This window comes from Sphingomonadaceae bacterium OTU29LAMAA1 (genome assembly GCA_024072375.1).
Taxonomy (GTDB): Bacteria; Pseudomonadota; Alphaproteobacteria; order Sphingomonadales; family Sphingomonadaceae; genus Sphingomonas.
Genome location: CP099617.1, coordinates 1,657,505 through 1,682,733, shown reverse-complemented (window position 1 = coordinate 1,682,733; position 25,229 = coordinate 1,657,505). Strand labels below are relative to the sequence as shown.

Annotated in this window: 14 protein-coding genes; 7 read left to right on the top strand and 7 right to left on the bottom strand. The window is 69.2% G+C overall.

The features are described 5' to 3' along the window. Nucleotides 1-116: 116 nt before the first annotated feature. A complete protein-coding gene (locus NF699_08300; protein ID USU06645.1) occupies nucleotides 117-1,955 on the top strand; it encodes a YihY family inner membrane protein in 1,839 nt (612 codons plus the stop codon). 135 nt (nucleotides 1,956-2,090) lie between these two features. Here NF699_08300 and NF699_08295 read toward each other — a convergent pair whose 3' ends face one another. The 3 genes from NF699_08295 to NF699_08285 form a co-directional block, all read right to left on the bottom strand. Beyond that, nucleotides 2,091-2,363, bottom strand: a complete 273-nt coding sequence (locus NF699_08295) for a hypothetical protein (protein USU06644.1) — start codon at nucleotides 2,361-2,363, stop codon at nucleotides 2,091-2,093. Nucleotides 2,364-2,414: 51 nt separating this feature from the next. After that, entirely contained in the window at nucleotides 2,415-2,594 is a 180-nt protein-coding gene (locus NF699_08290) for a hypothetical protein (GenBank protein ID USU06643.1), read from the bottom strand. Nucleotides 2,595-2,719: 125 nt separating this feature from the next. Beyond that, nucleotides 2,720-2,968 carry a hypothetical protein gene (locus tag NF699_08285; protein USU06642.1) on the bottom strand — a complete coding sequence of 83 codons (249 nt, stop codon included), beginning with the start codon at nucleotides 2,966-2,968 and terminating at the stop codon, nucleotides 2,720-2,722. Nucleotides 2,969-3,205: 237 nt separating this feature from the next. Here NF699_08285 and NF699_08280 point away from each other — a divergent pair, with 237 nt between their 5' ends. The 6 genes from NF699_08280 to bla all read left to right on the top strand — a co-directional run bounded on the left by NF699_08280 (nucleotide 3,206) and on the right by bla (nucleotide 18,795). Next, entirely contained in the window at nucleotides 3,206-12,688 is a 9,483-nt protein-coding gene (locus tag NF699_08280) for an Ig-like domain-containing protein (GenBank protein ID USU06641.1), read from the top strand. A 114-nt stretch (nucleotides 12,689-12,802) separates the two neighbouring features. Further along, on the top strand, nucleotides 12,803-14,110 hold the full coding sequence (locus NF699_08275; GenBank protein ID USU06640.1) for a TolC family protein: 1,308 nt from the start codon (nucleotides 12,803-12,805) through the stop codon (nucleotides 14,108-14,110). Next, nucleotides 14,107-16,245: a type I secretion system permease/ATPase gene (locus NF699_08270; GenBank protein USU06639.1), complete on the top strand. Its 2,139-nt coding sequence runs from the start codon at nucleotides 14,107-14,109 to the stop codon at nucleotides 16,243-16,245. Before NF699_08275 ends, NF699_08270 begins: the two co-directional genes overlap by 4 nt. After that, nucleotides 16,242-17,429, top strand: a complete 1,188-nt coding sequence (locus NF699_08265; GenBank protein ID USU06638.1) for an HlyD family type I secretion periplasmic adaptor subunit — start codon at nucleotides 16,242-16,244, stop codon at nucleotides 17,427-17,429. Before NF699_08270 ends, NF699_08265 begins: the two co-directional genes overlap by 4 nt. Further along, nucleotides 17,426-17,842, top strand: a complete 417-nt coding sequence (locus NF699_08260) for a MarR family transcriptional regulator (GenBank protein ID USU06637.1) — start codon at nucleotides 17,426-17,428, stop codon at nucleotides 17,840-17,842. The genes NF699_08265 and NF699_08260 overlap by 4 nt, the downstream gene beginning before the upstream one ends. A gap of 86 nt (nucleotides 17,843-17,928) precedes the next feature. Next, a complete protein-coding gene (bla, locus tag NF699_08255) occupies nucleotides 17,929-18,795 on the top strand; it encodes a subclass B3 metallo-beta-lactamase (GenBank protein ID USU06636.1) in 867 nt (288 codons plus the stop codon). A 3-nt stretch (nucleotides 18,796-18,798) separates the two neighbouring features. On the opposite strand, the gene NF699_08250 is transcribed toward bla, so the two are convergent. From NF699_08250 to NF699_08235, 4 genes are all read right to left on the bottom strand, one after another. Further along, nucleotides 18,799-20,205, bottom strand: coding sequence for a TolC family protein (locus NF699_08250; GenBank protein USU06635.1), 1,407 nt, complete (start codon nucleotides 20,203-20,205; stop codon nucleotides 18,799-18,801). Between the two features lie 12 nt (nucleotides 20,206-20,217). Next, nucleotides 20,218-23,406, bottom strand: a complete 3,189-nt coding sequence (locus NF699_08245; GenBank protein USU06634.1) for a multidrug efflux RND transporter permease subunit — start codon at nucleotides 23,404-23,406, stop codon at nucleotides 20,218-20,220. Between the two features lie 86 nt (nucleotides 23,407-23,492). Continuing rightward, a complete protein-coding gene (locus NF699_08240; GenBank protein ID USU06633.1) occupies nucleotides 23,493-24,749 on the bottom strand; it encodes an efflux RND transporter periplasmic adaptor subunit in 1,257 nt (418 codons plus the stop codon). Beyond that, a complete protein-coding gene (locus NF699_08235) occupies nucleotides 24,746-25,174 on the bottom strand; it encodes a hypothetical protein (GenBank protein USU06632.1) in 429 nt (142 codons plus the stop codon). The genes NF699_08240 and NF699_08235 overlap by 4 nt, the downstream gene beginning before the upstream one ends. Nucleotides 25,175-25,229: the final 55 nt, after the last annotated feature.

The following is a 25,229-nucleotide window of genomic DNA, read 5'->3' as shown; positions in this document are numbered from 1 at the left end:
TTAACGGCAGCCACCGCCGTGCCGAAACGGGAATTGCCACCTTTGCACCGGACATCGGAACACTGTTCGCCGCTGCCGGTTCGCTTGCCACGTGACGTAAAAAGGGGCGAGCTAACGTGGACGATCAAGGGCATCAGGCAACTAGCCCATGGGCGCTGCCGGCGGGCGGCTGGAAGGCCGTGCTACGGCGAACCTGGGCGGAGACCAGCAGCGACAACGTCGGGCTGATCGCCGCGGGCGTCGCCTTCTACGGATTCCTCGCGCTGGTGCCGCTGCTGGGTGCGGTGGTGCTGAGTTACGGTTTGATCGCCGATCCGCAGACGGTGATCGCAAACGTCAACCAGCTGACCGCGGTGATGCCGACCGATGCGGCCAAGCTGGTCGGCGAACAGTTGATGAACGTCGTCCAGTCGTCAGATGGCAAGAAGGGGTTCGGGCTGTTGCTGGCCCTTGGCCTCGCGCTGTTCGGCGCCCGCAACGGCGCAGGCGCGGTGATCACGTCGCTCAACGTCGCCTATGAGGAAGAGGAGAAGCGGGGCTTCATCAAGGTCAACCTGCTGGCGCTGGGCATCACGCTGGCGGCCGTCGTCGTCGCGCTGGTCGCGGCGGTGGCGATCGCCGCGCTGGGGCAGTTGCAGGCATTGCTGCCGGGTGCACCGGGCGTCGTCGTCGTGATCGGCAAGCTCGCGACCTATGCCCTGCTGCTCGCCGCTGGCGCCGGGGCGGCGGCGACCCTGTACCGCTTCGGGCCATCGCGATCGCAGGCGCGCTGGCTGTGGCTGACGCCCGGATCGGCATTCGCCGCGGTCGGCTGGCTGCTGCTCAGCATCGGCTTCGGCCTCTACGTCGCCAACTTCGGCAATTACAACGCGACCTACGGTTCGCTGAGCGCCGTCGTGGTGATGATGACGTGGCTGTACCTGTCGAGCTACATCCTCGTGTTCGGCGCCGAGCTGAACGCCGAACTGGAACATCAGACCGCGCAGGATACGACCACGGGCGCGTCACGACCGCTCGGCGAGCGTGGATCGTGGGTTGCGGATCACGTCGCAGGAGACCGGGTGGAGCGTGCCGTCCCCGCCGAAAGCCACCGGCGCCGGCAAGGCGTAACGGCCGAATTCGCCGCCAGCCGGATGGTCGCGCATGCAGGACACGCCGCGGGGATCGGCAAGGCCGGCTGGGCGACCAGTGCCGTGGCGACGGTGGGCCTGCGCCTGATGCGCAAGCGAGGGCGCGCGCGTGCCGGCGCGGCGTTGCTGGGCGCGGGTGCACTGGCGGCATGGCTGATGCGCGAGCGTGCCCGGATCGAGACCGTCCTGTTCGATCTCGACGGGACGCTGGTCGACAGCAACGACTTTCACGTCGACGCCTGGGAACGGGCGTTCCGCGAGAGCGGTCACGTCTTCGACCGCGGTACGATCCATGGCCAGATCGGCAAGGGCGGCGACCTGCTCGTACCCGCGTTGCTGCCGGGCGTGTCGCAAGCCGAGCGCGAGACGCTCACGCGGCGTCATGGCGAGATCTTCAAGGCGCGCTATCTCGATCTCGTCCGGCCGTTCCCCGGCGCAACCGACATGCTCCGCCGGACGAAGGAGAGCGGCCGCAAGGTCGTGCTGGCCTCGTCGGCGAACGGCGAGGAACTGGATCATTACGTCCGCCTGCTGGCCGCCGGCGACCTGGTCGATGCGACGACGTCCAAAGACGATGTCTCGACGACCAAGCCGGCTGGCGACATCTTCGCCGCTGCATTGGCCAAGGTTGGGTCGCGCCCAGAACGTGCCATCGTAATCGGCGATACGCCTTATGACATCGAGGCGGCAAAACGCTGCGGGATCGCCGCGATCGCGGTGCGATCGGGCGGCTTCGACGATGGGGCGCTCGGGGGCGCCATCGCGCATTACGACGATATCGCGATGCTGCTGACGGGGTTCGATGCATCGCCAATCGCGCATTGATGACGCACACGCGCCGCGATTTCACTTGTCGCGGCGCGGATTAGCGCACAAGCATACGACTGGTCACTACGGAGACCGGCGCCCCGTCCTACGGACAGCACCCAAGGCGGGGCGCTAATTCCCCTGCAGTTCGCCCTATCGGCTCGGTCCGGGGCCACGCGATTTGGCGGGATCGTCCTTGCCGGCCTTTGTCATGACTGCCGAACATTTCGAGCTCTGCGCCTGCTGCGCCGGTGCCATTTTCGCGCACTTCTTCATCGTCGCCTGCTCCGCCTCGGTTAGCGTCGGCGCTGCTGCGGCCGCGGTTGCGTCCGCCGGTACGGTGGGGGTGGCGGTCGTCTGTTGCGCGACCGCGGCAGGACCGGACGCCAGCAATATCGCCGCGCAGATATAGGACACCGTCTTCATACCGCCTCCTGATGACGACCTGTTGCCGCCGCCTGTTGATCGATGGTGAGCCTATCTCGTTTTATGCGGGGTATCCAGAGGCTTGGCGACAGGTTGCGCCGTTCCGCCGTGGCCGAGTATCGCGATGGTGCGTTCCCGTTCGTCCACGGCGAAACCGATATCCTCAAGTGCAAGTTTGAGGTGAACGCGGGTGAGATGGTCTGCTTCCTCGAACGCGAACAGATGGGGCAAAGGATGACTCATGGGCACACAACCCGCCCGACGAATCACCGTTCCTGCCGTTAACTACCAAAATGGATCGATTCGTCGCATCCGGTTGCGGGTGATCGACAAGACGGTCGCGTCGGGGTGACGCGCTAGACGCGCGGCCGCAGGCCGGCGAACCAGTCGAGCACGGTTTGCCAGAATGACGGGCCGGCCGGCGGCCCCGGCGCGATGGCTGCACGGCGGCTGGCGTAGAAACCGGCGAGATTGGCATGGATGCGCCGGGCATGCTTGCAACGCGTGCGGCGCGCCATGCGGCGCTCATGCAATTCACGCCTTCGATAGTATTCGATGTCGCCGGCCATGATGATAATCGAACCATCATCGTTGTCGTTCAACATCCAATCTGATCCTTTCGCTGACGTATCGCATTGGCCAAGTTCCCTCAGCGTAAAGGTGCGATGATGCGCCACAACCCGAATTGATTCCGAAATCGGAATGAACGCAGCCGCGCCATGACATCGCGGTTTTTGCTTCAGAGAAATCAGCTGTGTCGTCCGCCGTCACCCGAATGGGGGCGGCGGACGAGCGGGGTCGCGCGGCGACCCCGTCGGGGCTGGATCGAAAGGGAGCGAGTGATGAACGTCGAAGTGATCTCGAAGGCGACGGGTGCCGTGGTGCAGGTGGCTGCGGATGCGATCGATCTGGACGCGCCGAGCATCGTCCGGCTGGATCTGGCGCGTGCCGAGGTCGCCGGGTTCGAGCGGCAGGGGCAGGATCTCGTCATCCGACTGGTCACCGGCGAACAGGTTCGCATCGCCGATTTCTATCCGGACGGGGGCGCGGCGGCACCGAACGACCTCGTGCTGCGCGAAAGTGACGGCACGTTATGGCATGCCCGCATCGGGACGGGTGCGCCACGCTTCACGACATTGGCCGATCTCGACGATCTGCTCGCGGCGGGCGGGGATGGCGGCGGATCGTCGCTGGCAGTGCCGGCGATGCTACTCGGCGGGTTGGCCGCGGCCGGCGCCGTCGCCGCCGTGGCGGGCGGCGGCGGTGGTGACGACGACCGGGGCGATGACGATGATGACGTCGGTGGCCCGCCCGATCCGGGCAACGGATCGGGCAACACCGCCCCCGACCGCGATGCCCCCGCGGCGCCGACGGCAGCGGTGCGCGGCGATGGCGTGCAGGTGAGCGGGCGCGGCGAACCCGGCACGTCGGTCGACGTGCGTAATGGCGCGGGCATCGTCGTCGGCAGCGGCGTGGTCGGTCCGGACGGCACGTACGCCGTGACGCTCGAACCACCCCAGACGAACGGCGAACCGCTGGTCGTCACCCTGACCGACGCTGCGGGCAACGTGTCCGCCGGCACGTCGGCGATCGCCCCGGACATCACTGCGCCCGACACGCCGGGCGCGGCGATCGATCCCACGGGTGCGACCGTCACCGGGCGCGGCGAGGCGGGCGCTACGGTAACGATCCGCGATGGGTCGGGAGCGGTGATTGGCACGGCCGTGGTGGCAGCAGATGGGACATACACCGCGACGCTTTCCCCTACGCAGGCGAATGGCGGCTCGCTGTCGGTGGTGCAGGCGGACGCCGCCGGCAACGTATCGCCCGCGGCGACGCTTGCCGCTCCGGACATTACGGCACCGGCCGCACCGAGCGCGGCGATCGACGCTGCGGGTGTGGCGGTCACCGGGCGCGGCGAGGCTGGAGCAACCGTCACGATCCGCGATGGGTCGGGAGCGGTGATCGGCACGGCCGTGGTGGCAGCCGATGGCACGTACACCGCGACGCTTTCCCCCGCCCAAGCGAATGGCGGTTCGCTGTCGGTGGTGCAGGCGGACGCCGCCGGCAACGTATCGCCCGCGGTGACGCTGGCGGCTCCGGACGTGACAGCACCGGTCGCACCGAGCGCGGCGATCGACGCTGCGGGTGTGGCGGTCACCGGGCGCGGCGAGGCTGGAGCAACCGTCACGATCCGCGACGGATCGGGAGCGGTGATCGGCACGGCCGTGGTGGCAGCCGATGGCACGTACACCGCGACGCTTTCCCCCGCCCAAGCGAATGGCGGTTCGCTATCGGTCGTGCAGGCGGACGCCGCCGGCAACGTATCGCCCGCGGTGACGCTGGCGGCTCCGGACATCACAGCACCGGTCGCACCGAGCGTAGCGATCGACGCCACGGGTGTTGCGGTCACCGGCCGCGGCGAAGCAGGCGCTACGGTGACGATCCGCGACGGATCGGGGGCGGTGATCGGCACGGCTGTGGTGGCAGTCGATGGGACATACACTGCGACGCTTTCCCCTACGCAGGCGAATGGCGGTTCGCTGTCGGTCGTGCAGGCCGACACCGCCGGCAACGTATCGCCCGCAGTCACGCTGGCGGCTCCGGACATTACGGCACCGGCCGCACCGAGCGCGGCGATCGACGTCACGGGTACGACCGTCACCGGGCGTGGCGAGGCGGGCGCGACGGTGACGATCCGCGATGCGTCGGGCGTGGTGGTCGGCAGCGCGGTGGTAACGGCGGAGGGTGGCTATGTCGTGGCGTTGAGCCCGCCACAGGCGAATGGTGGTACGCTGACGATCGGCCAGACTGATCCCGCGGGTAACGATTCGCCCGGCATCACGATCGCCGCGCCGGATGTCACCGCGCCCGGCGCTCCCGTAGCGACGCTGGATGCGACTGGGGCCATCGTCAGCGGCTTGGGGGAACCAGGGGCGCGGGTCGTGGTTCGCGACGCGGGCGGTGCGGATATCGGCAGCGCGACCGTCGGACCGCAGGGGAGCTATACGATCCCGCTCGCGACGCCGCAGGTGAATAGTCAGACGCTGGGCGTGACCCAGGCCGACGCCGCCGGCAACGTCTCGGCGGCGACGCCGCTCACCGCACCCGATCTCACCGCGCCACCCGCACCGATCGCCACCGTATCCGCCGACGGCACCAGCGTGTCCGGCACGGGCGAGGCGGGAGCCACCGTCACCGTCCGCGATCCGCTGGCCGCGGTGATCGGTACGGCCGTGGTCGGCGCGGAAGGCACGTATGTCGTGACCTTGTCGACCGCCCGGACGGATGGCGAGCTATTGTCCGTTCGGCAGGTCGATGCGGCCGGCAATGCGTCGCCGGTCGTCACCGTCGCCGCACCGGACCTGATCGTCGACACCGCACCCGATGCACCGACGGCTGCGGTGGCTGCCGATGGCGGCGCGGTGACCGGCACCGCCGACGCGGGCGCCAGGGTCACGCTCTATAATGGCGACGGGATCGTGGTCGGCACGGGCGTCGCGGGCGCGGATGGCAGTTACAGCGTCGCGCTGATCCCGCCACGGATCGACGGCGAGACGATCCGCGTCACGCAGACCGACGCAGATGGCGACATATCGCCGCCGACGGTCGCGATCGCACCGGACCTGACGGCCCCTCCAGCGCCGTCCGCAACCGTCGACGCCGGGGGCGTGGTGGTCACCGGCACCGCAGAAGCCGGCGCCACGGTGATCGTGCGCACCGCCGATGGCACCGCGATCGGAACAGCCACCGTCAATCCGCAGGGCGATTACGCCGTTATCCTGAACCCGGTACAGGCAAACGGCGGAACGATCGCGGTGACCCAAAGCGATGCCGCCGGCAACGTGTCCGCCCCGACCAGTGTCGCCGCGCCAGATATCACGGCGCCGTCCGCGCCGGTGGCGAACGTCGGCGCGGACGGCAGCGTCGTGACCGGTACTGGCGAGCCGGGCGCGACCGTCACCGTTCGCGATGGGTCCGGCACGACGATCGGCAGCGGCGTGGTCGGCGCGGACGGAAGCTTCGCCGTTCCGGTGGCACCGGCGCAGGCGAACGGAGGCACGGTCGCGGTCACCCAGACCGACGCGGCAGGCAACGTCTCGCCGGCCACCGCTGCGGCGGCACCCGACATCACTGCGCCGGCTGCACCGACCGCGATCGTCAGCGCGAACGGCAGCGCCGTCAGCGGCATCGGCGAGGCGGGCGCCACCGTCACCGTCGCGGATGCCGGCGGCGGGGTGATCGGGACGGCGGTCGTCGCATCCGATGGCAGCTATACGGTTGCGCTGACACCCGCGCGGGCGAATGGTGAGGCGTTGACGGCGTCGCAGGCCGACGCGGCGGGCAACGTATCGCCGACGATCGCGCTGACCGCCCCCGACATCACCGCGCCGGCAGCGCCTACGGTAAGCGTCAATGCCAATGGCACCGTCGTGACCGGGACCGGTGAACCCGGTGCCCGCGTGACCATTACCGATCCGGACGGCACGCGTATCGGCAGCGCGACGGTGGCGGCGGATGGCCGCTACAGTGCGACGCTGAACCCGGCGCAGGTCGACGGCGAACGGCTGGAGGCAAGGCAGGCAGATTCGGCGGGCAACGTCTCCGGCGCCGCGAGCACAGTCGCGCCGGATCTCACCGCACCGGCGCAGCCGACCGCGACGATCGCCGCCGATGGCGTGAGCGTCGGCGGAACGGGCGAACCCGGCGCCCGCATCGTGGTGACGAACGCAGCCGGAACGGTGATCGGCACGGCGGACGTCGCATCGGACGGCCGCTATACCGCACCCCTGTCACCGGCACAGGCAAACGGCGAGACGCTCGCCGTCGTGCAGACGGATGCGGCCGGCAATGCCTCGGCCCCGCTCTCGTTGGTCGCGCCGGACATCACTGCGCCGCCGGCGCCGGTCGCGACCCTCGACGCGACCGGGGCGATCGTGAGCGGCACCGGCGAACCGGGCGCCCGCGTCACCGTCACCGATACGACCGGCAACGCGCTGGGCAGCGCCATCGTCACCGCACAGGGTGGCTATACCATCACGCTGGCGACGCCGCAGGTCGATCGGCAGACGCTGGCGGTCGTGCAGACGGACGCGGCAGGCAATGCGTCGCCGGCAGCCAATTTGGTGGCCCCCGATCTGACCGCCCCCGCCGCGCCCGCGGCGATCGTCGGGGCGGACGGCACGACCGTCAGCGGCGCGGGAGAGCCCGGCGCCACCGTGACGATCCGCAATCCGCTGGGTGTCGTGATCGGCAGCGCGACCGTCGCCGCCGACGGCAGCTATGTCGCACCTCTGACCCCGCCGCAGACCGACGGCGAAGTGTTGTCGGTGCGGCAGGCCGATGCGGCGGGTAACGTTTCCCCGACGACCAGCACAGTCGCGCCCGATCTGGTCGCGGACAGCGATCCGGACGCGCCCACCGCTGTCGTCGGTGCCGATGGCGCATCGGTGAACGGCGCCGGAATCGCAGGAGCGACGATCACCGTCTATGACGCGACGGGGGTGGTGATCGCCACCGGCATCGCCGACGCGAACGGCAATTACAGCGTCGTACTGGCCCCCGCGCGTGTCGACGGGGAGGTCGTGCGGGTCACGCAGACCGAGGCGGACGGCGATGTTTCGCCGCCGGCCACCGCCGTCGCGCCCGATCTCACCGCGCCCGCTGCGCCAACCGCGGCGCTGGACGGCACCGGCGGCGTGGTGACGGGCACCGGTGAGCCCGGCGCGACGATCACCGTACGCGGCGTCGGCGGCATCGCGCTCGGCACCGCGACTGTCGCGGCCAACGGCGCCTATGCGGCGGTGCTGACCCCGGCACAGACCAACGGCGAGGCGCTGGCTGTCACGCAGGCGGATGCGGCCGGCAACGTTTCCCCCCCGATCGCGCTGGTCGCGCCGGATTTTACGGCGCCCGCAGCCCCCACGGCCAGCGTCGCCGCAGACGGGACGAGCGTCACCGGCAATGGCGAACCAAACGCCAGGATCGTCATCACCGACGCCGCGGGTGCGGTCGTCGGGCTCGCCGTCGTGGCCGCGGATGGCCGCTACGTCGCATCGCTCGATCCGGCACAGCGTAATGGCGAACGGCTGAACGCGACGCAGACCGATGGTGGTGGCAACGTCTCGCCACCGGTCGAGGCGGTCGCGCCGGACCTCACCGCGCCGGTCGCACCGACGCTGTCGATCGCCGCGGATGGCGCGTCGGCGAGCGGGACCGGCGAACCCGGCGCCACCGTCACGTTGCGCAATCCGGATGGCGGCATCATCGGCACCGTACCGGTCGGCGCCGACGGCAGCTTCACCATCGCGCTCGCACCACCGCGGCTCAACGGCGAAACATTGTCGGCGACCCAGTCGGATGCCGCCGGCAACGTGTCGCCACCGACCTTCGACGCGGCGCTCGACACGACAGCGCCAGCCGCGCCGACTGCCGCGATCGGTGTCGATGGCGCGACCGTGACGGGCGTCGGCGAAGCGGGTGCCACCGTCACCGTGACCGGTCCGGGTGGCGCGCCGCTCGGCAGCGCGATCGTCGCGGCGGATGGCAGCTACGCCGTCACGCTCGCGACGGCGCAGGGCAACGGGGAGTCGCTGCTGGTCAGCCAGAGCGATTCCTCCGGCAATACCTCGCCAGCCACGCCGCTCGTCGCGCCCGACTTCACCGCTCCGGGTTTGCCGAACGCGGTCGTAGCCGCCGATGGCACGAGTGTCACCGGCACCGGCGAACCGGGCGCGACGGTGACGATCACCGGCGCGGGCGGCGTATCGATCGGTTCGGCGATCGTCGCCCCCGACGGTACGTTCGTCGTGCCGCTGACGCCGCCGCAGACCAATGGCGAACAGCTGGGGGCAAGCCAACGCGATCCGACCGGCAACGCCTCCGGTATCGCGCCGATCGCCGCTCCCGATACGACCGCGCCACTTGCGCCGACCGCAAGCGTCTCGGCCGACGGCGGGCTCGTCACTGGCAGGGGCGAACCCGGTGCGACGGTTACGGTCAGTGGCCCGACCGGGGCGTCGCTCGGTAACGCGGTGGTCGATGCGTCGGGCAATTATGCGGTGCCCCTGTCGCAGGCGCAGCTCGACGGCCAGACGTTGACCGTCACTCAGGCCGACCGTGCCGGCAACGTATCGCCCCCGGCCAATCCGGTCGCTCCCGATACGACCGCGCCGCTTGCGCCGATCGCAAGCATCTCGGCCGACGGCGGGCTCGTCACTGGCAGAGGCGAACCCGGTGCAACGGTTACGGTCAGTGGCCCGACCGGGGCGTCGCTCGGTAACGCGGTGGTCGATGCGTCGGGCAATTATGCGGTGCCCTTGTCGCAGGCGCAGCGCGACGGCCAGACGTTGACCGTCACGCAGGCCGATCGTGCCGGCAACGTCTCGCCCCCGGCCAATCCGGTCGCTCCCGATACGACCGCGCCGCTTGCGCCGACCGCAAGCGTCTCGGCCGATGGCGGGCTAGTCACGGGCCGGGGCGAACCGGGTGCGACAGTTACGGTCAGCGGCGGGAACGGGGCGTCGCTCGGTAACGCGGTGGTCGATGCGTCGGGCAATTATGCGGTGCCCTTGTCGCAGGCGCAGCTCGACGGCCAGACGTTGACCGTCACGCAGGCTGACCGCGCCGGCAACGTATCGCCCCCGGCCAATCCGGTCGCTCCCGATACGACTGCGCCGCTCGCGCCTACCGCGGCCGTTACCGCAGATGGTGGCGCCGTGGTCGGCGCGGGCGTAACCGGGGCGACGATCACCGTAACCGGCACCGGTGGTACCGTGCTGGGCACCGCCATCGTCGGTGCGGGCGGGACGTATAGCGCGACGCTGGACGTCCCGCAGCGCAATGGCGAAGTGCTGACCGTCGTCCAGTCGGATGCCGCGGGCAACGTCTCGCCCCCGATCCCGGCGATCGCACCGGATCTGACCGCCCCGGCGGCGCCGACCGCGGTGGTCGACGGGACGGGCGGGGTGGTGACCGGCATCGGCGAACCCGGCGCGACCGTCACCATCACCACCGCGGCGGGTGCCGTCCTCGGCACGGGCGTGGTCGCCAGTGGCGGCGGTTATCAGGTGGTTCTGGATGTCCTGCAGCGGAACGGCGAATCCGTCGTCGCGACGCAGCGGGACCCCGCCGGCAATGCGTCCGGCGGGACGATCGCGGTGGCGCCCGATCTTACCGCGCCACCGCCACCCACCGCTCTGGCGGTGACCGGCGACGGCACGACGCTGACCGGCACCGGTGAACCGGGTGCGCGCGTCGAGGTCAGGGGCGCGAACAGCGTCCTGCTCGGCAGCGGCACCGTCACTGCCGATGGCGGGTTCACGGTCACATTGGCGCCGGCGCAGGCTGCTGGCGGCACGCTGTCGGTGACGCAGGCGGATGGCGCGGGCAATGTCTCGGGACCGGCCAACATTGCCGCCCCGTTCGATATCCGGGCGTTCGACAATACCGACACCGCCTTGATCGACCTCGTGCCGGTCACGACACCGGTCAATCTGGGCAGGGCCGATTATGTCGCGCTCGTCTCGCTCGGGCTGGTCAACCTGCAGGCGCAGGTGCTCGCCGTCGACAACGTCCGCTTCAGCGTGGCCGAAGGGCACACCCTCGACGCCAGATTCACCTATGACGCGCTGGCTGACATCGGCGTCGCCAGCAATTACGCCGTCGTGGTCCAGCGGCTGGAAGGGACGCAATGGGTCGCGGTCAGCGGTAACGGCCCCGCATCGCTGCTCGATATCGGTCTGCTGAACGGCAATCTCAGCGCGACCGAGACGCTGGGGCCGGGCCAATATCGCGCGTTCCTGACCTACCAGGGCGCGGCCGGCATCGGGTTGCTGGGCAATCTTACCGTGACCGGTGTCGATTCCGACTTCACCGATATCGCCAGTGCGACGCCCGCCGCCACAGTCGGCAACGTCATCGTCGATGCCGGTCCGAACGGCGAGGTCGACGTGGTGTCGCCGGGTACGCGCGTCACCAGCGTCACGGTCAACGGCGTGACCAGCACGGTCTCGGCGGGCGGCAGCGTGGTCGATGGCGCGTGGGGCACGCTGACGATCAATCCGGACGGCAGCTACAGCTACACGCCGGATGCGAGCGCGGCCGCGATCGGCCAGACCGACGTGTTCACCTATACCTTGCTGGATCCCAGCGACGGGGAGGTGGAGAGCGCGAACCTGTCGATCACCATCGGTAGCCCCGATGTGACGGGGTCGCCGGTCGCCAATGCCGATGTCGCCGCGGTCGACGTGACCTTCGCCAACGTCGTGACGACCGCTCCGGTAACGCAGGCGTTCACGTTCACCTCGCAGCCGGGCGGCCTGCTGCAACCGTCGACGGGGCTTGGTACGGGGAGTTTCGTCGTCGCGCCCGATGCCTTGGCGGACATCACGATCACCGCCGTGCGGCAGCCCAATCTGTCGATCTCGCTGTTGCCAAGCTATACGCTGAGCGTGTTCGACGGCGCGGGCGGACTGGTCCTGCGGCAGACGATACCGTCGCTGGCGGGATTGCCGATCGGCACCGGGGCAACCTTCACGATCGACGATCTGCCGAGCGGCAGCTACACCTATACGGTCGGCAGCAGCGCGGCGCTCGGCACCTTCACGACGGCCGTGTCGCTGGGATCGACCACCACGTTCCTCGACGATTACACCCTCGCCACGCGGGAGACGGCGACGGGCAATCTGTTCGACAACGATGTCGCCAACACGCCGTTCGCCGCCATTCGCGTTAACGCCGGCGGTGGCTTCACCGAAGTCGGCGATACGCCCGTCGCGCTGGTCGGGCAGCATGGCACGCTGACCGTCGACGAGACCGGCGGGTACGTCTATCAGCCGAGCGCGACGCTGGGCTATTCGGCGACCGACTTCCTCGACACGTTCACCTATCAGCTGGTGCAGCCGAACGGGGTACTCGCCACGGCGACGCTGAGCGTGACGATCGACGTGCCGGCGGATGGTGCCGCTATCGTATCGTCGGCATCGTCATCGACCATCCCCGCCGATGCGCTGGCGGTGGAGGCGGACGTGATCCCGCTGGACGCGTTGACGCCCGTTGCGGTCGAGGCTCATCCCGGCACGCCGGATGCGGGAGCGACGGTCGCCGCCACCTACGATCTGTTCGAAGGCAGGGGTGAGGTCGAGGATGTCCTGTCGCATTATCTCGGTACCCAAGGCCGCGTCGAAACCACCGATCCAGCCGAAACGGTGCGACCAGTGATGGCGTTCGATGCGCCGATGCCTGCCGTTGCCGACCCGCTCGACTACCTGGTTACGACACCGGAACAGTACCGCGACGAAACTGCCTCCAATCATGTTGTATAAGGGCTCATTCCGGGTGTTATTACGAATGATTTCAAGTGGATAAAGGTCAGTTCTTCTACACTGTTTGTTAAATCCCCCGGGCCTTTCCTGATCGCGGGAGAGGACCGGGATACCATGATCTATCCAATATCTGACCGTATCAGGCTGCTTGGTGCGGGCATCCTGCTGACCATCGGAACCAGTGGCGCCGCCGCGGGTCCGACTGCCGCGATCACGCTGGAAGCCGCCGCCCGGGAAGCGGTGGCATGGCATCCGTCGGTGATCGAGGCGGCCGGTGCGCTGGCCGCACGGGCGGAAGACGTGAAGGCGGCGCGTGCCGGCTATCTGCCGACGGTCAGCGCGGGCGTCGGCAGCGGCTATGACAGCCGCGTGTCAGGGACGTGGCGACCACGGCCGCAGGTCGGCGCGTCGCAGATGCTCTACGACTTCGGCAAGGTGTCGAGCGAGGTCGCGGGCGCGCGCGCCGGCACCCGTATCGGGCGTGCCGAGATGCTGCTCGCGATCGATGGGCTGATCCGCGACACCGCCTATGCCGTCGTCGAATATCAGCGCGCATCGGCGCAGCATGTGATCGCCCGCGAACAGGCCAACCGTATCCGCGAGATCAGCGATCTGGTCGGCAAACGGTCGGCGCTGGGCGCGGCGACCCGTTCGGACGCGCTTCAGGCGCAGGCGCGGGTCGAGGCCGCCATCGCCAATCTCGCATCGGTGGAGGCGGAGGAGCGGCGCTGGGCGAGCAATCTTGCCTATCTGCTCGGCCGCGACGCGCCGCCGGCGACGGTGTCGGCGGACGTGCCGGACTGGCTGATGCGCAGCTGCGCCGGACCTGCGCCCACGTGGGACATGGTACCCGCCGTCATGGTCGCCGACGCACAGGCGGAACGTGCCGCCGCCGCGTTGCGGCGCAACCGCGCCGACCGCTATCCGACGCTGTCGGTGGGTGGTGATGCGTCCACCGATATCGGGTCGCCGTTCGGCAACCGAAGCATCTACAATTTCGGGCTGCGCGTCAGCGGCAACATCTTCGGTGGCGGCATCACCAAAGCAAGGGTGCGCAGCGCATCCTACGAGCTGGAAGCGGCGGAAGCGGCGAAGCGGCGCGTCCGCAACGAGACCAGCCAACGCCTCGCTGAGGCGCAGCAGCAGATCGACAGCCTGTCGCAACTCGTCGCCACGCTGGCGTCGCGCGAGGGCAACATGCGCGAGACCGGGCGCCTGTATCGCATCCAGTATCTGGAGATGGGTACGCGGACGCTGGTCGATTTGCTCAACGCCGAACAGGAATTGCAGCAGGTCCGTTTTCAGGCGGTCGACATCACGCAGAATTTGCGTCGGTTGCAGGTCGACTGCCTGTTCCTGTCGGGGCGGATGCGCGATGCCTTCCACCTGTCCGGCACGTCGGTGCGTGGGGTGACGTTGTGACCGCGCATCTGACTGCGGTGCCGTCGATCGACGGCTGGCTCGACCTGTTCGGCCGCGTTGCAGGGCATTACCGGCTGCCGGTATCGCAACAGCGCGCGCGCTTGGCGGCGCAATGGGACCTTGGCAGCGACGACGAGGCACGTATCCGTACGCTCGCGAGGGCCACCGGGCTGAGCGTGCAGTTCGCGCCCGCGGACGGCATGCGCGTGACCAGCTGGAGACTGCCGGTGATTGCCCGGCTGGCGGATGGCGAGATCGCACTGATCGAGGGTATCGACGCCGACGGCCATGCCCGTATGATCCTGCCCGGCGATCGCGGTGGCCAGACCCGTCTGCCGCTGACGCAATTGACCGACGCCGCGACGGGGTTCGTCATTCCACGTCCCTCGCGTTCGACGCCCGATGCGCGCATCGACACCTATATCCGTCCGTTTCAGGACCATTGGCTGCGCGACATCCTGATGGCGGACGCGCGATCCTACGGCCACGTCATGGTGGCATCGGTCGTCACCAACGTGCTGGGGCTCGCCGGCGTGCTCTTCTCGATGCAGGTGTACGACCGGGTCGTACCGGCCGGGTCGATCCCGACGCTGACCATCCTGTTCGTCGGCGTGCTGATCGCGATCGGATTCGACTTCCTGCTGCGCCGGTTGCGGACGAATATCGTGGACGTGCTGGGCAAGCGCGCGGACCTGCGCATATCCGACAGGGTCTTCGGCCACGCGCTGCGTGTGCGTAACCGGGCACGGCCAGCGTCAACGGGCACCTTCATCGCGCAGCTCCGCGACCTAGATCAGGTCCGCGACATGCTCACCTCGACCACTGTCGCGACGGTCGCGGACATGCCGTTCTTCCTGATGTTCCTGGGGTTGCTCTGGTACATCGGTGGCGGGCTGGCGCTGGTGCCGGTCGGGGCGCTTGTCCTGCTATTGTTACCGGGCCTTCTTGCCCAGCGCCGGTTGCGCATCCTCGCGACCGAATCGATGCGCGAATCCTCGCTGCGCAACGCGATGCTGGTCGAGGCGGTGCAGGGGATCGAGGACATCAAGGCGTTGCAGGCGGAGGAGCGCTTCCACCACCAGTGGAACCACTACAATGCCGTCGCCGGCGAGGCACAGCTGCGCCTGCGCGGCCTCACCAACGGCCTGTCCGTGTGGACGCAGAGCGTGCAGAACGGTGTCTATGCCGCGATCATCTTCGTCGGCGCACCGATGGTCATCGCCGGGACCATCACCACCGGCGTCCTCGTCGCCACGTCGATCCTGGGGTCGCGGATGATGGCGCCGATGGCGCAGGTGACGCAGCTGCTCGGCCGGTTGCAGCATGCCAAGGTGGCGATGGGCAGCCTCAACCAGATCATGGCGTTGCCGGTCGACAGCGCGGATGCCGATCACCGTATCCCGCTGCCTGCGGTAGCAGGCGACTTCGCGCTGCGATCGGCGGTCTTCACCTATGGCGATCCCAACGCCCCGCCCGCGCTCACGGTCGCCAGCCTCGATATCGGGGCGGGCGAGCGGATCGCGCTGCTGGGGCGGAACGGCGCGGGCAAATCGACGCTGCTGCAGGGGCTGTCCGGCATGCTCCAGCCGGTCGCGGGCGAGGTGTTGGTCGATGGTCTGGCGCTGCATCAGGTCGATCCCGCCGACGTTCGCCGCGACATCGGCCTGCTTACCCAGAACAGCCGCCTGTTCCACGGCACGCTGCGTGAGAACCTGACGCTGGGCGCGCCTGCCGCGTCGGACGCGGAGATCGGACGGGTGCTGGCAATGGTCGGCGCCGATACGATGGTCCGCCGCCTGCGCGAGGGGCTCGGTCATATCGTGCAGGAGGGCGGCATCGGCCTGTCGGGCGGACAGATCCAGACGCTGCTGCTCGCGCGTCTGCTGCTCCGCCAGCCGACGGTCGCGCTGCTCGACGAACCGACCGCGGCGATGGACGAGGGGGCCGAACGTCACTTCATTCAACAGCTTGGCGGATGGAGCCGGACGCGAACGCTGGTGGTCGCCACCCACCGCATGCGGATGCTGGAGATCGTCGATCGCATCATCGTCATCGACAACGGCGGCGTCGTCCTCGACGGACCCAAGGATCAGATCCTCGCGCAAATGCGCGGCACGCGGAGTGCGGCGGCATGACCGGCATCGCGATCGACGACGACCATCTGTTCGGCGGAGAGGGGGAGGCTCGCCTCGTCCATGCGACGCGGTTGGTCTGGATCCTGGCCGCGCTGTTCGCCGCCGCGCTTCTGTGGGCCTGGTTCGCGGACCTGGACGAGGTGGCGACCGGAGAGGCGCGCGTGGTCCCGACCAGCCGCGAGCAGGTGATCCAGTCGCTGGAGGGCGGCATCCTCACCAAATTGACCGTGCGGCAGGACGACATCGTCACGCCCGGACAGTTGCTCGCCCAGCTCGACCCGACGCAGGCGGGATCGACGGTTGAGGAAAGCGCCGCCAAATATCGCGCCGCCCTCGCCAGTGCAGCGCGCCTGCGGGCGGAGGCGAACGGCACACCGCTGTCCTTTCCCGCCGAACTCGACCGCTTTCCCGATCTGAAAGCGGCGGAAAGTCGCCTCTACGCGGCGCGTCGAAGCAGCCTGCAATCCTCGATCGGGCTGATCGACCAGAGCCTTGCGCTGATCGGGCGAGAGGTGACGATCGGCCAGCGCCTGATCGCGGTCGGTGCGGCGAGCAGCGTCGAGGTGCTGCGCCTGCAACGCCAGCGGGCCGATCTTGAACTCAAGAAGGCGGACCTCCGCTCGCAATATATGGTCGAGGCGCGGCAGGACCTCGCCAAGGTCACCGAAGAGGTCGACAGCCTCGCTCCCGTCGTCCGCGGCCGGTCCGACACGCTGTCGCGCCTCACGCTGCGCTCGCCAGTGCGCGGTGTCGTCAAGAATATCGAGGTGTCGACGATCGGCGGCGTCGTGCCGCCCAACGGCAAGCTGATGGAGATCGTGCCGCTCGACGAACGCCTGCTGATCGAGGCGCGCATCCAGCCGCGCGACATCGCCTTCATCCGTCCGGGCCAGTCGGCGAGCGTCAAGGTGACCGCTTACGACTATTCAATCTACGGCGGCCTCGACGGCACCGTCGCCAGCATCTCGCCCGATACGATCCGCGACGAGGTGAAACCCGACGTGTTGTACTATCGCGTGTTCGTCCGGACGAAGGCGGACAGCCTGGTCAACAAGGCCGGAAAGCGGTTCGCGATCACGCCCGGCATGGTCGCGACGGTCGACATCCACACCGGCAGCAAGACCGTGCTGCAATATCTGCTGAAGCCGCTCAACCGGGCAAAGGAGGCCCTGCGCGAACGATGACCGATATCGCGCATTCCCCCGCGCTGCTCGCCTGCGCCCGTCAGGCGCGGCAATTGCGCGCGACGATGAGTGCCTTTCTGCCGCGCGACCTGCTGGTCGATCCGGCGTGGGACATGATGATCGACCTGTTCATCGCCAGATGCACCGCCGAGCGATTGTGCGTGAAGGACCTGATCCTGCTGTCGGGCGAAAGTCCGGCGAGCGCGATGCGGCGGATCGACCGGCTGCAACACGCGGGCCTGATCGAACGGCAGGCCGATCCCGCCGATCACCGCCGCGTCCACGTCGGTTTGACCGAAGCGGGCCAGACCGCGATGGCGGCGATGCTGGCGCACCTGTTCGATCACCGCGGCGAGGATGGAGAGGCGCCGGCCACGCCGAAGTCGTTTCAGCCCGGAGCGACGCGCGGGTAGCCGGCGATCGAGGCTGGAACCCCGGCACTGGCGTATCGGCGCTGCGCATGGTTCAAGGTGCGCTCCACCGATCGACGGGATGATCCATGCGCGCCGCCATAGCCGTACTTCTTGCCATGACGCCGATGGGATCGGCCGACGCACAACGTCGGGCCGATCCGCTGACCCGGCCGATCGTCGGCGATCATACCGCGGAATGGCTCGCGCCCCGGCCGCCGGTACGGGTTTTCGGCAATAGTTATCTGGTCGGGTTCGGCGGATTGAACGTGGCGCTGATCGACACCGGTAAAGGCCTGATCCTGATCGACGGGGCGTTGCCGCAGGCCGCGCCCGCGATCCTCGCCAATGTCGCGAAACTGGGCTTTCGACCGCGCGACATCCGCTACATTCTGAGCACCGAGCCACATTTCGACCACGCCGGGGGGATTGCAGCACTGGCTCGCGATACGGGTGCGACGGTGGTCGCCAGCGTGCGCGGGGCCGAGGGGTTGCGCTCGGGGAGGCTTGCGGCGGATGACCCGCAGCGGGGATACGACAGCCGCTTTCCCGCGGTCGGCACGGTAAAGGTGATGCGCGACGGCGAGGTGCTGCGCCTGGGCAGCGTGGCGATCCGCGCGGAGGCGACACCGGGCCATACGATGGGCAGCATGAGCTGGAGCTGGCGTTCGTGCGCCCGCGCGCAGTGCCGCGCGATCGTCTTCGCCTCCAGCCTCAACCCCGTGTCGGCGGACGGATATCGCTACACCGTGGCGGCTGGCCGGCCGATCGTCGCGGCGTTCGCCCGCAGCCACGCCCGGATGCGCCGTATCCCGTGCGATATCCTGATCACCGCGCATGCGGATCAGGGCGGACGCACGGACCGGTTCCGGACGGAGGCCGGCGCGTGCCAGGCCTATGCCGCCGCTTCCGGGCAGGCGCTGGCGATGCGACTGCGCGAGGAGCGGAGCCGGTAGCACTCAGGCGGCCCAGCCGCCGCCGAGCGCCCTGAACACGTCCACCTGCGCGGTGGCGATCTGTGCATCGGCGAGCGCGAGCGTCGCCTCCGTATCCGCGAGCGTGCGTTCGGCGTCGAGCGCGACGAGGCTGTCGATCTGGCCCTCGCGTTGCTGGGCGCGGGTGATGCGTGCGGCGGCGGCGGCAGCATCGCGCGCCGATTGCAGCGCGGTGCGGCGTTGCAGCGCGTTTGCATAGGTGGACAGCGCGGTTTCGCTCTCCTCGAGCGCCTGCAACACGGTTCCGTCGAAGGTCGCGAGCGCCGCCTGCGTATCGGCCTCCGCACCGGCGATGCGCGCGCGGGCTTTCGTCGGGTTGACGTTCCAGTTGATGAGCGGGCCGAGCAGCCAACGCAGGGGGCCGCCGCCGAACAGGTCGCCGAGGCCGGTGCTGGTCTGGCCGATCGATCCGCCCAGGCTGATCTTCGGGTATAGATCGGCGGTGGCGACGCCGATCCGCGCGGTGGCGGCGGCGAGGCGGCGTTCGGCGGCGCGCACGTCCGGACGGCGGGCGAGCAACTGCGCTCCGTCGCCGATGGGGATCGGGCGATCGAGGCGCAGCGTCGTCGTGCGGGCGGCGGCGATCGGCGGCAGGTCGGCGGGCGCACGTCCGGTCAGCGTCGCGAGCCGGAACAGCGCCGCCTGACGCTGCGCCCGGATCGCGGGGATGTCGGCGAGGCGCTGATCGCGCAATGCGGCGATGCGCGCGGTGTCGAGGCCGGTGGTCAGGCCGACCTTGGCCCGGTTCGAGGTGACGCCGAGCGAGCGGTCGATCAGCGCGACGATCCGCTCCGCCACGGCGATGCGTTCGGCGGCGGAGGCGGCGTCGGCATAGGCGCGGGCGGTCTCGGCGGCGATCGACACGCGGACCGCGTCGAGGTCCGCCTGCGCCGCGCCAACGTCGCCCCGCGCCGCCTCGACGTTGCGGCTGATGCGGCCGAACAGGTCGACTTCGTAGGAGACGTTGAGGCCGCCATCGACGCGCCAGCCCTCTCGATCGACGCCGGGGATCGTCTGGATTTCGGACACGCGGCCGTAATTGCCGCTGGCGCTGACATTGCCCTGCGGCTGGCGGTCGCCCCGAACCTCGCGCAGCGACGCGCGGGCACGGGCGAGGCGGGCGGCGGCAACGCGCAGGTCGGTGTTCGCGGTGAGCGCGTCGGTGACGAGGCCGTCGAGGACGGGATCGTCGTAGAGTTGCCACCAGCGGTCGCTGGCAGGGGCGGTCGGGTCGATCGCGGTGCTGGTCGACAGGAACGGCCCCGCCGCGGCGGCGGGCGTCTGCGGGGCGACATAGTCTGGGCCGGTCGCGCAGGCGGCGAGGGCCAGTGCTGTGGCCAGTGCGGAGACGGTGGCGAGGATGGCACGCATGGTTTTGGCTCCTTATTCCGCCGGCAGCGCGTGAGGCGCGGTCTGGTCTGGGGCGGGGGCGCGCCGGCGGCGGGCGAGACGATCGCCCAGCGCGCGGCACACGACGTAGAAGGTGGGGGTGAACAACAGGCCGAAGCCGGTGACGCCGATCATCCCGAAGAACACCGCGGTCCCCAGCGCCTGCCGCAGCTCGGCACCGGCACCCTTCGCGATCAGCAGCGGCACCGCGCCCAGGATGAACGCGAAGCTGGTCATCAGGATCGGCCGCAACCGGTCCTGCGCCGCCCGCACCGCCGCCTCGACCGGGGACAGGCCGTCCTGTTCCTCCGCCTGTTTGGCGAACTCGACGACGAGAATCGCGTTCTTCGCGGCGAGCGCAATCAGCACGACGAGGCCGATCTGGGTGAGGACGTTGTTGTCCATCCCCCGCAGGTTCACGCCGATCATCGCCGCGAGCAGGCACATCGGCACGATCAGGATGATCGACAGCGGCAGCACGAGGCTTTCATATTGCGCCGCCAGCACGAGGAAGACGAACACCACCGCCAGCGCGAAGACGATCGCCGCCGTGCTGCCCGCCGCCTTCTGCTGGAAGGCGATGCCGGTCCATTCGGTGCCGTAGCCCGCCGGCAGCGTTTCGGCCGCGACCTTTTCCATCGTCACCAGCGAGCGACCGGAGGAATAGCCGGGCGCGGTGTCGCCATCGACCTCGACTGCGGGGAAGAGGTTGTAGCGGGTGACGCGGTACGGCCCGGTCTTGTCGCGGAAGGTCGACACCGATCCGATCGGCACCATCGCGCCGCTGTTCGACCGCGTCTTGAGGTTGGCGATGTCCGCCGTGGTCGCGCGGAACGGCGCGTCGGCCTGCGCGGTGACGCGGTAGGTGCGGCCCAGCAGGTTGAAGTCGTTCACGAACGCCGAGCCGAGATAGACCTGCAACGCTTCGAATACGCGTTCCGGGGGGACGCCGAGCATGTCCGCCTTGGCGCGGTCGATGTCGGCGAAGATGCGCGGCGTGGCGGAATCGAAGAAGGTGAAGACCTGCGCCAGCCCCTCGGTCTGGTTCGCCTTGGCGAGCAGCTTGCCCGTCTCCTCGCCCAGCTTCTGGTAGCTGCCGCCGTTCTTGTCCTGCACGATCAGGCGATAGCCGCCGGCCGAACCGATCCCCTGGATGAGCGGCGGCGGGATGACGAGGATGCGGGCCTCGTCGATATCCGCGGTTGCCTTGCGCGCCTCGTCCATGATGCTGGCGAGGGTGACGCCGAGCTCGCCGCGTTCCTCGAACGATTTCAGCGGGATGTAGGCGGCGGCGGCATTGGGGGCGAGCGTCTGCGACGGGCCGTCGAAGCCCGCGAGCATCACCGCGCCTTTTACCCCGGCCAGCGGCAGGATGCGCTTGGCGACCTTTTGCACGACAGCGTCGGTGCGTTCGACCGACGCGCCGGAGGGAAGCTGGACGACGGTCAGGAAGTAGCCCTGATCCTGCGCCGGGATGAAGCCCGATGGCGTCGCCCAGAACAGCGCGCCGGTGGCGGCGATCAGGCCGACATAGACCGTCATCATCCGCTTCGGCCGGGCGACCAGCGCGGCGGTGAGCGCGGCGTAGCGGGCGCTCATCCGTTCGAACCCGCGGTTGAACGCATCGCCGGCGCGGTGCACGGTGCGGGTCAGGCGGTTGCCGTGCTCCGCATGGACATGCGCCTTGAGCAGCATCGCGGCGAGCGCCGGCGACAGCGTTAGCGACAGCAGCAGCGAGATGATCGTCGCGGTCGAGATCGTCACCGCGAACTGCTGGTAGAACGCGCCCGACAGGCCGGTAAGGAACAGCGTCGGCACGAACACCGCGCACAGCACCAGCACGATCGCCACCAGCGCGCCCGACACCTCGTCCATCGACGTACGCGCCGCTTCCAGCGGGGTGAGCCCGCGCTCCAGGTTGCGCTCGACGTTCTCGACCACGACGATGGCGTCGTCGACGACGATGCCGATCGCCAGCACCAGCCCGAACAGCGACAGGTTGTTGAGGCTGTATCCCAGCGCCGCCAGCACCGCGAAGGTGCCGATCAGCGACACGGGAATGGCCACGATCGGGATGATCGCCGCGCGCCATTTCTGCAGGAAGACGAGGATAACGAGGACGACGAGGATCATCGCCTCGACCAAAGTATGCTTCACCGCGTCGATCGACTGGGCGATGAACTCGGTCGGGTTGTAGATGACGCGGTATTCCAGCCCCTTGGGGAAGTCCTTCGCCATCGCGTTCATCTCCGCGCTGACGGCTTCGGCGGCGGCGAGGGCGTTCGATCCGGGGCGCTGGAAGACGGCGGCGATGACGGTGGGTTCGCCCGACAAATAGGTGTTGGAGCCGTAATCGGCCGCGCCCAGTTCGACGCGCGCGACATCGGCGACGCGGACCTGGCGGCCGTCCGCATCGGTGCGGATCACGACCTGCCCGAACTGCGCCGGATCGACGAGGCGACCCTGCGTTTCGACGTTGAGCTGGAACGCGCTGCCGTTCGCATAGGGCGGCTGGCCGAGCGTGCCGGCGGCGACCTGCACGTTCTGCGCGCGCAATGCCTGGACGATGTCGCCCGCGGTCAGGTTGAGCGCGGCGGCGCGGCCGGGATCGATCCACACGCGCATCGCATAGTCGCGCGCGCCGAACAGCCGCACGTCGCCGACGCCGTCGATGCGCGCCAGCCGGTCGCGGACCTGCGTCAGCGCGTAGTTGGAGATGTAGCCGCGATCGAGGCTGTGGTCGGGCGACACGAGGTTCACGACCATCAGGAAGTCGGGCGAGGTCTTGCGCGTAACGACGCCCAGCCGCTGCACCTCTTCCGGCAGGCGGGGCACGGCGACGGCGACGCGGTTCTGGACCAGCACCTGCGCGGCGTCGAGGTCGGTGCCGAGCTTGAACGTGACGGTGATCGTGACCGTGCCGTCGCCGGTCGACTGGCTGCTCTGGTAGAGCATGTTGTCGACGCCGTTGATCTCCTGCTCGATCGGCGCGGCGACCGTCTCCGCGACGGTTTCCGCCGACGCGCCGGGATAGGTAGCGGTGACCGTCACCGTCGGCGGCACGATGTCGGGATATTGGGAGACCGGCAGGCCCCAATAGGCGATCGCGCCGACGATCGTGATGATGACCGCGATGACCGCGGCGAAGATCGGGCGCGTGATGAAGAAGCGCGAAAAGCGCATGGCAGGCTCCCCGGAAGAGGATGGAATTCGACAGGCATATCGGTCTCACCCTCACCGGCGGTGCGCCTGATGAGGGTGAGTGGGGGTTACCGGGCGAAGGTGACTTCGCCCGCGAGCGGAGCCCCGCCACCGCCGGGCGGTGCGGCTTCGGACGCCGGCGCGATGCGGCCGGGCCTGGCGGTGACCTTGGTGCCGGGCATCGCCATCTGCGTGCCGCTGATGACGACGCGGTCGGTGGGCGACAGGCCGGCGCGGATCACGCGCAGCCCGCCCAGCACGGGGCCGAGCTGCACCGGCCTGGCGGCGACCGAGCCGTCCTGCGCTACGGTCAGCAGCGTCTTGCGCGCCTGGTCGGTCTGCACCGCCGAATCGGGGACCAGCAGCGCGCGCGTGGTGCCGCCGCTGCCGAGGCGCATGTTGCCGAACAGGCCCGGCGTCAGGAACAGGCCGGGGTTGGCGAGCACCGCGCGGCCCCGGATCGTCCCCGATTTCGGGTCGAGTCCGTTGTCGGTGAAATCGAGGCGACCCTTCCAGCGATAGTCGCCCTCGTCCTGCAACTTCACCTCGACCGGGGTCACGTCGGCACCCGAGGCGGCGGCGCGTCTGGTCTTGAGGAACAGCGCCTCCGACCCGTCGAAGGTGAAGTAGATCGGATCGAGCGCGTTGATCGTGGTCAGCAGCGTACCGTTCGAATCGCCCGCGGCGACGAGGTTGCCGGCGTCGATCCGGCGATCGGAGATGCGGCCGGCGATCGGTGCGCGGACCTGCGTGAATTCCACGTCGAGCGCGCGCGAGCGGACGCGGGCCTGCGCGGCGGCGAGGCTGGCGGTGGCGGCACGCAGGCGGGCGTTGAGCTGGTCGACGTCGCTCTTCGACACCGCGTCATCGGCGACGAGCCGGTTGGCGCGGTCGAGATTGGCGCGGGCAAGGGCGACGTCGCTCTGTGCGCTCGCCAGACCGGCGCGCGCTTCGGCGAGCGAGGCGGCGAAGGGGCGGGAATCGATCGTGAAGAGCAACTGGCCCTTCCGCACGATTGCGCCGTCGGTGAAGTGGATCGCGGTGACCGCGCCCGACACGCGTGGGCGCACCTCGACGCTGCGGCTCGCCTCGAACCGGCCGACATAATCGTCCCACTCGTTCACCTCGCGCACCAGCGGCTGCGATACCGTGACGGTGGGCGGCGGCGGCGCGGCGACGGCGGGGGCATCATGGTCGATCAGCCCATAGCCCAGCCCGGCGATCACGAGCGGGACGAGCACGAGCGCACCCTTGCGCCAACGCCGATGCGGTGCCGCGGCGGGTGTATCCGCTGCAGAGGTTTCGATGGGAACATGCATGTTCATGCGCGGGCTCCAGCGCTGCGGGTTGCGGCACGAAGGCTGTCGACGATCAGTTCGTAGTGATCCTCGCTGAAGCCGGCGGCGACGAACGCGCGAATTTCGGTGGGGGCGACGGTGTAACCCTGATGGCGGCTGAGCACTGCGATCCGGCGCAGCGCCTCCAGTCGCGGGTCTGCCAACGCGGAGCGCCGGCGATCACCGAACACGGCGGCCATGGCGACCGCCATCCGGCCGGGCGTGCGCAGCGACGACAGCGGGTCCTTGGCGGCGAGTGCGACCACCGACCATTCGAGTGCGCTGAGCCGTGCGGCAGTTGCCCGTTCTCCGGTACGCGACGCAGCCGCAATGCGCGGCACGAGGTCTGCGACCGGGCCGGATACTGCGACGATGCCGTCGGGGCCGAGTTCGGTAAAGGAAAGATAGGCCATGATGATCTCCCTTGATCATGTCGTGCGGACACGGCGGGTCGTTGCCCGCGGACGC